The sequence below is a fragment of the Xanthomonas nasturtii genome (genome assembly GCF_001660815.1).
Classification (GTDB): Bacteria; Pseudomonadota; Gammaproteobacteria; order Xanthomonadales; family Xanthomonadaceae; genus Xanthomonas; species Xanthomonas nasturtii.
Genome location: NZ_LYMI01000011.1, coordinates 50,981 through 62,152 on the forward strand (window position 1 = coordinate 50,981; position 11,172 = coordinate 62,152).

Here is an 11,172-nt window from a genome sequence, read left to right on the forward strand (position 1 = left end):
AAGGTGGATCAGTCACTGCGACAACGCACGTGTCCACACACTCAAGCTGTGGTCGATCTGCCCGTGGTGCAACTCCGCCCATTCCAGCTGCACGCGCATGCCCGGTTGCGGCGCGTAGCCGCGTTTGCGCCAGAACGCATCGTTGGCGCGGTACTCGGCTGGCTTGCGCGGGTCGTCGGGCGCACGTTCCACCGAACAGAACGCCGTCAGTGCGAAGCGCCCCAGCCTGCGCGCATGCGCTTCGCGCCGGTCGAAAAATGCATGCCCGATCCCCTGACCACGATACGCAGGCAGCAGCACCGATTCGCCGAAATAAAACACGCTGGCCGGGTCGATGCCGGCAGCGCGGAACGGTGCGTGGAACGCGGCGCCATCGTCGAGCAGCGGCAAGCCGGTGGATGCGCCGATCACCGCGTCGCCATCGCGTGCCAGCACGAACACGCTCTCTGGCGAGGCCGCATAGGCCGCCAGATAATCGCGTTCGTAGCCGGCATCGCCTTCGTACAGATACGGCCAGGCGCGGAACACCGCAATGCGCAGCTGCGCCACCGCATCCAGGTGCGGCAGCACCTGCGTGCCGCACACCGTTTCGACAATCAGGGATGAGCCAGTCATGCCGGGCATGGTAAGCCAGCCCGGCGTGCCTGCAGTGCCCCGCTCACCGCAGCCAGCGGCCATGGGGCGCAGCGCCGGGCTCGGGTTGCTGCCATAACAACCACACCACCGCTTCTTCGGTGGCCAGCAGCACCCCGAGCAGCGCATCGGTGCTGCGCGCCCAGTAACTGCCGTTGCTCAGCCTTTGCCACGGCCCGTAGCTGCGGGTACGCGCCTTGCTGGCCGGGGTGTGCTGCTGCGGTGCGGCCTGCAAAAAGGCGTGGCCGCCGACGCGCAAGGCCTGCGCGGTATCTGCGTGCATCTGCAGGCCCACTACGCCGCGGCGTCCATCTCGGTGCAACGGCAAGGCCGACAGCGCCGAGCGTTCCCAGGGCTGCGGCAGCGCTGCCGGAAGCAGCGCCACCGTGTCGATGCCGGCCGGCAGCAAGCGCTGGGCGCGCCGGTGCAACTGTGCATGCGCCATCATGCCGGCCTCAGCGCAGGCTGTTGCCAAGCTCGTACCAATCGAGCTTGCGGGTCACCCACATGATGCTGGCCAGGATGCCGAACAACAGCAACGAGCCCATCAGCAACGCGTTGTCTTCGGAGATCAACAAGCTGTAGAGCACCGCATACAAGGCGGTGAGCAGCACCGAAAAGCCAGCCGCACGTACCCAGCTGCGCAGCACCCCGGACAGATAGAAGAACTGCAGCCCGATACACGCTGCCGCCGAGATCAGATAGGCCTGCCAAAATGCGATGTGCTCGGACAGGCTGAGCAGCAGCAGGAAGAAGATCGCCAACGCCAGGCCCACCAGCAGGTACTGCAACGGGTGGATCGGCAGGCGCTTGATCAACTCGAACAACACGAACGCCACAAAGGTCAGCACCACAAACAGGATGCCGTACTTGCTGGCGCGGTCGGCCTGGGTATACACATCCACCGGGTCGACCAGGCGCACTTCCAGCGTATCCAGCGATGCTTGACTAGATTGCAACTGCGTCTGCGCACCGGTAGCCAGCGACGACAGCGACCAGCTGGCATCGAAGCCCTTCGGGCCGATGCTCGGCGCATTCGGCAGGAAGCGGCCGCCGAAGGAGGGGTGTTGCCAGCTGGAGCGCAACGCAATCTCGTTGTTGTCGGCGATCGGTGCGATGGCCAGCCGGCGCGTGCCGTCCAGCACGAACTGCATGTTCACCACGTTGCCGTCCTGCAGCCGGCCGGCGACCGGGTCGGCCAGCGGGCTCAGTTGGGCGTGGATGCCTGCCGAGCGATCGGCCAAGGCGCCTGCGCCGCTTTCCAGCGCCAGGGTGCGCCCATCGACCTGCAAGCGCGGCGTGCCGACCAACCCGCGCACGTCGGAAATACCGATGGCCAAGTGCGGCTGGCCATACACGCGGGTCGGAGCGGCCGCGTAGTCGAAGGGGTCGTATTCGGCATGCAGGGTGGCTTTCCAGGAATACACCTGCACCCGGTACAGGCCCACCTCGCGCACCGAGGGCACCATTTCGCCGATGAGTTTCAGGCTACGCGGTGTTTGCAGCAGCGCACCTTCGCGCTTGCGCCAGACCTTGCGCTGGTTGCCCTGCTCGTCCGGCTCGGTGACCTGCACATCTTCGGTGTACGGCAGCACCCGCACCGGCGCGATGAACTGCTGTTCGCCCGCCTTGCTCTGCGCCACCCGCTCCACCGCCTCATCGCGGTAGCGGGCGCGGTCCTGCACGGCGCCACGGATCAGCAACAACGGGATCAGCAGCAGCAGGATCAGCCCGCCGATGGTGGCGAACCGCCATAACAGTTTCAGGGATTTCATCGGCCATCCTCAGATTGGGAGGTGGCCAGGGTGCGATGCGCCGGTGTCGGGGGTTTGAGGCGAATTTGAAGCCAATGTGAAGTGGGAGCTCAGCCGGCGAATCCCCGTGCCTTGCTGCAACTGGAGGGCTAACAAAGCCTGGCGAGCGCTCGCCTGTCAGTGAGTGCAGTGGTTTTGTCGGCCAAATCTTTGTGGATGCAGTCGCACGTCCAGATCAAACGCTGAGTGGGTCGAACGCGCGATGCCTCACCAGATAGTTGCCGGCTGTTTTATCGAAAGCCATGCGCACCGACCATCGTGACTGGTCCTTGCCCGCCCACCGTCGCGGGACCTTACGCGGCATGGATGCCGCGTAAGAGCTACAAGGACGTACTTGCAGCGTGTCCCGCGATGGTGGGCGGACAAGGGCCCTGCAGCCAGGCCGCAGATCAGCCAGCCGGCAGCCGCAACGTCGCCACGGCACCGCCACCGTCGCGGTTGTCCAGCGTCGCTTCGCCGCCGTGCAGGCGTGCAACTTCGCGCACGAACGGCAAGCCGAGCCCGGAACTGCGCTGCCCGGTCTGCGGACGGGCCAGCGAGTAGAAACGTTCGAACACCCGCTCCAGCGCGTAATCCGGCACTCCGCTGCCGCGGTCTTGCACCGACACCTGCAATTTTTCAGCGTGCAATTGCGTGCAAAGGTGCATGGTGCTGCCTTCGGGCGAAAACGCGATGGCGTTTTCAAGCAGATTGATCAGCGCCTGGCGCAGCAGAAACCCGTCGCCGAGCACGTAGTGCTCGCGCGCTGCATCAGATGTGACATCAGATGCGACATCGATCTCCACCCGCACCCCGGCCGCTGTCGCGCGTGGCAGCACGGCATCCACTGCTGCCTGCAGCAAGCCAGCCACCGCGATGCGCTCACGTTTTTGCAACCAGCCGTGCTGCTCCACCTCGGCCAACGCCAGCAGCTTGTCGATGGTTTCGGTGAGCCGCTGCTCCTGCGCACGGATGCTGGCAACGAAGTGCTGGCGATCGGCCTCCGGCAGTGGCTCGGTCAACAGCTCCGACGCACCGCGAATCGCCGCCAGCGGGCTCTTCATCTCGTGCGTCAGCGACTGCACGTACTGCTCCACGTAGGCCTTGCCTTCCAACTTGCGGCGCATGGATTCCAGCGCCTGGCCCAGATCGCCGATTTCATCGCCGCGCGGCTTGGGCGGCGGCACCGGAATGCCGGCGCTCACCGCCTGCGCATAGCGATTGAGCCGGCCGATGCCGCGCATCAGCCACCAGGTCATCGCGATGCCGATCAACGCAGAAATGCCGATCAACCAGGCGCCGCGCTGCAGGATGTTGCGCTGGCTGGCTTCGATAAACGGGTCGATGCTGCGGTTGGGCTGCGCCAGGGTCAGCACGCCGATCAGTTGCTTGGGGTCGTCCGGCGCGTAGATCGGGGCGGCCACATGCATCACCGTTGCGGTGGGGTCGCCGTCGATTTCCGGGCTGGAACGCGCGCCGTATTCGCCGCGCAAGGTGCGATAGACATCGTTCCAGCGCGAATTGTCGCGGCCCACGTCGCGGCCCAGCGAATCGAACACCACCACCCCGCGCGCATCGGTGACGGTGACGCGGTAATCCACGTTGTTCTTGCGGAAGCGCCACACCCACGCCTTGGGGTCGCGCTGCTGCGCCCTTGCCACGTTGCGCGCGAAGCTGCCATCGGCAAGCGTGCCGGCAGCCAGTTCACTGCTGGCGATTTCCGCCAGCACGTTGGCCGCATCCACCAAGGTGGACTCCATCGCCTGGCGCACGCCGGGCTTGACCTCGTTGACGAACACGCGCATCACGAAGAACGCGGCCAGGCCCACGATCAGGAAGAAGCCCAGAAACAGCTTGAGGCCGAGCCGCATGTCAGCGCGCAGCCTCGCTCAGGTCGCCACGTGCGTACCCGCCCATACCTACAGTTCCAACGCGTAGCCAAGGCCACGGTGGGTGCGGATCGGGTCGGCCGGCACGCCGGCCAGGCGCAGCTTGCTGCGTAGCGTCTTGATGTGGGTGTCGACGGTACGGTCGGCGCTGTCGGCGCTGGCATCCCAGCCGCGGTCCATCAGCTGCGCGCGGCTCAGGATCGCACCGGGACGCTGCAGCAGTGCCGACAGCAGCGCGTATTCGTAACGGGTCAGCGGCAGCAAGGCATCGCCGTAGCGGATGCGGCTGCCCTCGCGGTCGATCGCAAAGGCCCCGTGCGGCTGCCAGCCCGGCTCGGCCGCCGCAGCCACGGTGCGCCGGCGCAGGCGTGCGCGCACGCGCGCCACCAGTTCGCGTGGCGAGAACGGCTTGGCCATGTAATCGTCGGCGCCCAGCTCCAGACCGAGCACGCGGTCGATCTCGTCGTTGCGCGCGGTCAGAAAGATCACCGGCACCTCGCTGAAACTGCGCAGCATGCGGCACACATCGAAGCCGTTGATGTCCGGCAGGCCCACGTCGAGCACCACCACATCGGCCGGGTCGGCGCGCAGCCGCGCCAGCGCATCGCGGCCTAACAGGCAATGTTCGGGCGCATAACCCTCGCTGCGCAGCGCATACAGCACGGTATCGGCAATGGCGGCTTCGTCTTCGACGACGAGCACGCGGGCAGGAGATTCGGACATGCCGCGCAGCATAGCTGCATGCCGGCGCAGCCTGTAGCGCCATCGCGGCATTGCAGATGCACTGCGCGGCAAGCGATGGCCGCTGCAGGCAAGGCACCCAGCGGCAACGCCATGCCACGCCGCCATGTGCGTCAGCATCCGGCGCGCCGGCTGCCCAGGCCGCATCCAGACCTGCAGACCTGCGCAAACCAGCGCGCCCGCTTACACTGCCGCGATGAACTATCGCCACGCCTTCCATGCCGGCAACCATGCCGACGTGCTCAAGCACATCGCCCTGCTTGCCCTGATCGACACCCTCAAGCGCAAGGACACCCCGTTCTTCGTGCTCGACACCCACGCCGGGCGTGGGCGCTATCAGCTCGGTGGCGAAGAAAGCCGCAAGACCAACGAAGCCGATGCCGGGGTGATGCGGCTGATGGCCGAGGCGACCTTGCCCGACGTGGTCGAGCGCTACCTGCGCGCGGTGCAGGCCGACAACCAGGCCGTCGCTCGCCCGGCCACGCCCGGCCAGAAGCCCACACGCCCCACCGCCGGCATCCAGCTCAATTACTACCCCGGCTCGCCGTTGCTGGCCGCGCAGGCGCTGCGCGAGCAGGACCGTATGGCGTTCTGCGAATTGCAGCCGGACGAAGCCGAGGCGCTCAAGGGCCTGTTCGCCAAGGACAACCGCGTGCGCGTGCATGCCGGCGATGGCTATGCAGCCATCCGTGCGTTTCTGCCGCCACGTGCCGGCGAAACCAAGATCGGCCGGGGGCTGGTGCTGATCGACCCGCCCTACGAATCGCAAGACGCCGAATACCAGCAGATCATCCACAGCGTGCGCGAAGTCCTGGCGCGCTGGCCGCAGGCGATCTGCATGGTGTGGTACCCGATCAAGCTGCGCCGCAGCCTGCAGCCGTTCATGCGCAAGGCCGCCACGTTGCCGGCCAAGTCGGTGCTGGTTGCCGAGCTGCAGGTACGCCCGGACGACTCGCCGCTGCGCCTGACCGGCAGCGGGCTGTTGATCGTCAATGCGCCCTGGCAGTTCGACAAGGTGCTGGCGCCGGCGCTGCCGGTGCTGAAGAAGCATCTCGGCGAGCCCGGCGCCTCGACCCGGCTGGAATGGCTGCGCCAGGACGCGTGATGCGGCGCCGCGCACTTCTCTGGCTGCCGGGAACAGCAAGGCGGTAAGGCGCTGCAGGATGGCCGACGCGCTGCAGTCGCTCATCGGCGCACCGTGCCAAGTGCTGCCACCGCGTGGCACCGATGCAGCGCAACCAGTGGCCTGCGTCTTCGCTGCTCCAGGGCTAACGTCAACCTGGCCGGACGCGCACCTGCGGCGCAGCCACGCTGCCGGCAGCCGGAGCCAACCGCCAAGCTCACGACCGGCTCACGGCTCAGCTCGTTACAGTTGTGTGGGAAGCACTGCCACCTCCTGTCGGCCCCCGACGCTGCACCGGATTCATTCACGGTTGCGCGCCGGGCTGGTGCCAGAATCTTCCGATCTTCAAGGAACACCGGTCATGGCCATTCGCAATCGCATGCCTCCGTGGCATGAAAACTTCAGCCTGCCCAATGGCCGCACCCTTCTGCTCCGCCCGATCCGTCCCGAAGACGGCCCGCCGCTGCAAGGGGCATTCAGCCTGTTGGGTCCAGAGGAAATCCGCGCGCGCTTCGTGCGCTCCTCCGCCGAAATCACCCCGGAGATGGTGCAACGCCTGACCCATCCCAACCCCAAGAGCGAGATCGTGCTGGTTGCCGCCGAACAGCTGCCACCCGGCGAAGCGCTGGTCGGCGCGGTCGCCCGCGCCGCGTTGGTGCCGGGCACCCGCCAGGCCGAATACACCATCCTGGTCAGCAGCTTCGTCGCCGGCCAGGGCCTGGGCCGGCAATTGATGCGCAAGCTGGTGAAGTGGGCGCGCCGCAAATATCTCGACTGCCTGTTCGGCGACGTGCTGCAGAGCAACGTGCCGATGCTGCAACTGGCCGAGTCGCTGGGCTTCAAGCCGCAGGCGCACCCCGATTCGCCGGAGCTGGTGCGGATGGTGCTGGAGCTGGATGCCTGAGGGGCTGGGATTCGGGATTGGGGATTGGGGATTCGTCGAAGCGGCTCGGCTGCTCGTTTGCTGCAGGGCCCTTGCCCGCCCACCATCGCGGGACACGCCGTGAATCCGTCCCTGGAGGCTCTGGCGCGGCGTCCATGCCGCTCAAGGTCCCGCGACGGTGGGCGGGCAAGGACCAGTCAAGTTGGTCGGTGCTCAGAGTTTTCAGAACAGCGATCAGCAGATCGGCGACGCGGTGTCTTCGCTCTTCAGTAAAACCACCGACCAACTGTCTGGCGCGGTGTCCTCGCCGGTTGCGGGACCGTTGGCGGCATGGATGCCGCCACCGAGCCCCCATGGACGGGTTAACGGCGTGTCCCGCAAGCGGTGAGGGCACCGCGTACTCGACCAGCGCGGCTTTGGACTTTCCAGGCCCCACAGAGAGCCGCCAACAACACAGATGCATGACCTCGCAACCGCTCGCGAGGCCTGTACCCCCGACGCGCCCTCGTACACACACCGTCCAAACCACCTTTCGCGCCAGATGGACCGGCCGTGGCGGGGGCTCTGATAAAATTGTGGGCTGATGCCGTCGCCTACCTTCCCCTCTCCGCCGCTGCCCAAGTCCGGCCAGCTCCGCGCCTACTGGCGCGCCCCGTCCTCTCCGACTGCGCTGGCGTGGTCGATTGCGCGGGCAGCCGAGGCGCATGCCGGCCCGCTGCTGGTGATCGCCCGCGATAACCAGAGCGCGCACCAGATCGAAGCCGACCTGCATGCCTTGCTCGGCGAGCACTCCGCGCTGCCGGTGGTGCCGTTTCCCGATTGGGAAACCCTGCCCTACGACCAGTTCAGCCCGCACCCGGAAATCATCAGCCAGCGTCTGGCCGCCCTGCACCGCCTGCCCGGCCTGACCCGCGGCGTGGTGATCGTGCCGGTACAGACCTTGCTGCAGCAGCTGGCCCCGCTGAGCTACATCGTCGGTGGCAGTTTCGACCTCGCCGTCGGCCAACGGCTGGACATGGATGCGGAAAAACGCCGCCTGGAAAGCGCCGGTTACCGCAATGTGCCGCAGGTGATGGACCCCGGCGATTTTGCGGTGCGCGGCGGCCTGCTCGACGTGTTTCCGATGGGCGCAGACACGCCGTTGCGCGTTGAATTGCTGGATGAGGATATCGACTCGATCCGCGTGTTCGACCCGGAATCGCAGCGCTCGCTGGACAAGGTGCACGCGGTCAAGATGCTGCCCGGCCGCGAAGTGCCGATGGACGACGCCAGCGTTGAACGCGTGCTGGCCTGCCTGCGCGAACGCTTCGATGTGGATACCCGCCGCAGCGCCCTGTATCAGGATCTCAAATCCGGGCTTGCGCCCTCGGGCATCGAGTATTACCTGCCGATGTTCTTCGCCAAGACCGCAACGCTGTTCGATTACCTGGACAAACGCGTGCTGCCGGTGATTGCGACCGGCGTATCCAATGCCGCCGATGCGTTCTGGACCCAGACGCTGAATCGCTACGAGCAGCGCCGCCACGATGTGGAACGCCCGCTGCTGCCGCCGGACGAGTTGTATCAATCCCCGGACACGCTGCGCGAACGGCTCAACAAGCTGGCGCGCATCGAAGTGTGGGCCAGCGATCACGCGCGCATCGATGACGCCACCCCGCTCGGCGAGCAGCCGTTGCCGCCGCTGCCGGTGGCCGCGAAGGACGCCCCGGCGGGCCAGGCACTGGCCTCGTTCCTGAGCCATTACCCTGGGCGCGTGCTGGTGGCCGCCGATTCGGCCGGCCGCCGCGAAGCCTTGATGGAAGTGCTGGCCGCCGCGCAGTTGAAGCCGGAGGTAGTGGCCGACGTGCCGGCGTTCCTGGCCGGCACGCTGCGTTTCGGCATTACCGTGGCGCCGTTGGAAGATGGCTTTGCACTGGATCAACCGCAGATTGCGCTGTTGACCGAGCGCCAGCTGTTCCCGGAGCGGGCCAATCAGCCGCGCCGCACACGCCGGGTCGGGCGCGAGCCGGAAGCGATCATCCGCGATCTGGGCGAGCTGTCCGAAGGTGCGCCGATCGTGCACGAAGACCACGGTGTGGGCCGCTACCGCGGCCTGATCGTGCTCGATGCCGGTGGCATGCCCGGCGAGTTCCTGGAGATCGAATACGCCAAGGGCGACCGGCTGTATGTGCCGGTGGCGCAGCTGCACCTGATCAGCCGCTACTCCGGCGCTTCGGCCGAGACCGCGCCGCTGCATTCGCTGGGCGGCGAACAATGGACCAAGGCCAAGCGCAAGGCGGCCGAGAAGGTACGCGATGTGGCCGCCGAACTGCTGGAAATCCAGGCGCGACGCCGTGCGCGTGCGGGCCTGGCATTGCAGGTGGACCGCGCGATGTACGAACCGTTTGCGGCCGGCTTTCCTTTCGAAGAAACCGCCGACCAGCTTGCCGCCATCGATGCCACGTTGCGCGACCTGGGTAGCAGCCAGCCGATGGACCGCGTGGTCTGCGGCGATGTCGGCTTCGGCAAGACCGAGGTCGCGGTGCGCGCTGCGTTTGCTGCCGCCAGTGCCGGCAAACAGGTGGCCGTGCTGGTGCCCACCACGCTGCTGGCCGAACAGCATTACCGCAATTTCCGCGACCGTTTCGCCGATTACCCGATGAAGGTGGAAGTGCTCTCGCGCTTCAAGAGCACCAAGGAAATCAAGGCCGAACTGGAGAAGGTGGCCAGCGGCGATATCGACGTCATCATCGGCACGCATCGGCTGTTGCAGCCGGACGTGAAGTTCAAGGATCTCGGCCTGGTCGTGGTCGACGAAGAACAGCGCTTCGGCGTGCGGCAAAAAGAAGCGCTCAAAGCGATGCGCGCGAATGTGCATCTGCTCACGCTCACCGCAACCCCCATCCCGCGCACGCTCAATATGGCCATGGCCGGGCTGCGCGACCTGTCGATCATCGCCACCCCGCCGCCGAACCGGCTGGCGGTGCAGACCTTCATCACTGCCTGGGACAACACGCTGCTGCGCGAAGCATTCCAGCGCGAGTTGAGCCGTGGTGGGCAGCTGTACTTCCTGCACAACGATGTGGAAAGCATCGTACGCATGCAGCGCGATCTGTCGGAGCTGGTCCCGGAAGCGCGCATCGGCATCGCGCATGGGCAGATGCCCGAGCGCGAGCTGGAACGGGTGATGCTGGATTTCCAGAAGCAGCGCTTCAACGTGCTGTTGTCGACCACGATCATCGAATCGGGTATCGACATTCCCAACGCCAATACCATCATCATCAACCGCGCCGACCGCTTCGGCCTGGCCCAGTTGCATCAGCTGCGTGGCCGCGTCGGCCGCTCGCATCACCGCGCCTATGCGTACCTGGTGGTGCCGGACCGCCGTTCGATGACCTCCGATGCAGAAAAGCGCCTGGAAGCGATTGCGTCCATGGACGAGCTGGGCGCCGGCTTCACCCTGGCCACGCACGATCTGGAAATTCGCGGCGCCGGCGAATTGCTGGGCGAAGACCAGAGCGGGCAGATGGCCGAGGTCGGTTTCAGCCTCTACACCGAACTGCTGGAACGCGCGGTGCGCAGCATCCGCCAGGGCAATTTGCCCGATCTGGATGCCGGCGAAGAAGTGCGCGGCGCCGATGTCGAATTGCATGTGGCGGCGCTGATTCCGGAGGATTATCTGCCGGACGTGCATACGCGCCTGACGCTGTACAAGCGCATTTCCAGTGCACGCGATCCCGATGCGCTACGCGAATTGCAGGTGGAAATGATCGACCGCTTCGGCCTGCTGCCGGATCCGGTCAAGCACCTGTTCGCCATTGCCGAGCTCAAGCTGCAGGCCAACGCCTTGGGTGTGCGCAAGCTGGATCTGGGCGAAAACGGCGGCCGGCTGGTGTTCGAGGCCAAGCCGGCGATCGACCCGATGACCATCATCCAGATGATCCAGAAACAGCCGAAGATCTACACCATGGATGGCCCGGACAAACTGCGCATCAAGCTGCCGATGCCCGAAGGCGCCGACCGGTTCAACGCGGCGCGTGGATTGTTGGCGGCGTTGGCACCGGGGTAAGAACACGACGCACGCCTGCCAATATCGGGAGCGCATGCCCCGCACGCCGGCATTACTGGCCG

At 66.2% G+C, this 11,172-nt stretch carries 8 protein-coding genes; 3 read left to right on the forward strand and 5 right to left on the reverse strand.

Annotated features, from left to right (window positions below):
• Nucleotides 1-12: 12 nt before the first annotated feature.
• From A7D16_RS05595 to creB, 5 genes are all read right to left on the reverse strand, one after another.
• Nucleotides 13-624, reverse strand: coding sequence for a GNAT family N-acetyltransferase (locus A7D16_RS05595; protein ID WP_064630632.1), 612 nt, complete (start codon nucleotides 622-624; stop codon nucleotides 13-15).
• Nucleotides 625-658: 34 nt separating this feature from the next.
• Nucleotides 659-1,081 (reverse strand): hypothetical protein, encoded by a 423-nt coding sequence (locus A7D16_RS05600; protein ID WP_064630634.1) that lies wholly within the window; start codon nucleotides 1,079-1,081, stop codon nucleotides 659-661.
• A gap of 7 nt (nucleotides 1,082-1,088) precedes the next feature.
• Nucleotides 1,089-2,408 carry a cell envelope integrity protein CreD gene (creD, locus tag A7D16_RS05605; protein ID WP_064630636.1) on the reverse strand — a complete coding sequence of 440 codons (1,320 nt, stop codon included), beginning with the start codon at nucleotides 2,406-2,408 and terminating at the stop codon, nucleotides 1,089-1,091.
• 428 nt (nucleotides 2,409-2,836) lie between these two features.
• Nucleotides 2,837-4,297 (reverse strand): two-component system sensor histidine kinase CreC, encoded by a 1,461-nt coding sequence (gene creC / locus A7D16_RS05610; protein WP_064630638.1) that lies wholly within the window; start codon nucleotides 4,295-4,297, stop codon nucleotides 2,837-2,839.
• Nucleotides 4,298-4,345: 48 nt separating this feature from the next.
• Nucleotides 4,346-5,050, reverse strand: a complete 705-nt coding sequence (gene creB / locus A7D16_RS05615) for a two-component system response regulator CreB (protein ID WP_193395445.1) — start codon at nucleotides 5,048-5,050, stop codon at nucleotides 4,346-4,348.
• Between the two features lie 202 nt (nucleotides 5,051-5,252).
• On the opposite strand from creB, the gene A7D16_RS05620 reads away from it, so the two are divergent.
• From A7D16_RS05620 to mfd, 3 genes are all read left to right on the forward strand, one after another.
• Nucleotides 5,253-6,161, forward strand: a complete 909-nt coding sequence (locus tag A7D16_RS05620; protein ID WP_064630640.1) for a 23S rRNA (adenine(2030)-N(6))-methyltransferase RlmJ — start codon at nucleotides 5,253-5,255, stop codon at nucleotides 6,159-6,161.
• Nucleotides 6,162-6,540: 379 nt separating this feature from the next.
• The gene (locus tag A7D16_RS05625) at nucleotides 6,541-7,083 is read left to right on the forward strand and encodes a GNAT family N-acetyltransferase (RefSeq protein WP_047697449.1); all 543 of its coding nucleotides are present in this window, start codon (nucleotides 6,541-6,543) and stop codon (nucleotides 7,081-7,083) included.
• Between the two features lie 562 nt (nucleotides 7,084-7,645).
• Entirely contained in the window at nucleotides 7,646-11,110 is a 3,465-nt protein-coding gene (gene mfd, locus A7D16_RS05630; RefSeq protein WP_064630642.1) for a transcription-repair coupling factor, read from the forward strand.
• The last annotated feature ends 62 nt before the right edge of the window (nucleotides 11,111-11,172 follow it).

Bases quoted from the DNA above. Each gene is read 5' to 3' on its own strand.
- creC (WP_064630638.1), bottom strand. From the start codon at position 4,297: ATGCGGCTCGGCCTCAAGCTGTTTCTGGGCTTCTTCCTGATCGTGGGC.
- A7D16_RS05620 (WP_064630640.1), top strand. From the start codon at position 5,253: ATGAACTATCGCCACGCCTTCCATGCCGGCAACCATGCCGACGTGCTC.
- creB (WP_193395445.1), bottom strand. From the start codon at position 5,050: ATGCTGCGCGGCATGTCCGAATCTCCTGCCCGCGTGCTCGTCGTCGAA.
- A7D16_RS05595 (WP_064630632.1), bottom strand. From the start codon at position 624: ATGCCCGGCATGACTGGCTCATCCCTGATTGTCGAAACGGTGTGCGGC.
- mfd (WP_064630642.1), top strand. From the start codon at position 7,646: ATGCCGTCGCCTACCTTCCCCTCTCCGCCGCTGCCCAAGTCCGGCCAG.
- creD (WP_064630636.1), bottom strand. From the start codon at position 2,408: ATGAAATCCCTGAAACTGTTATGGCGGTTCGCCACCATCGGCGGGCTG.
- A7D16_RS05625 (WP_047697449.1), top strand. From the start codon at position 6,541: ATGGCCATTCGCAATCGCATGCCTCCGTGGCATGAAAACTTCAGCCTG.
- A7D16_RS05600 (WP_064630634.1), bottom strand. From the start codon at position 1,081: ATGATGGCGCATGCACAGTTGCACCGGCGCGCCCAGCGCTTGCTGCCG.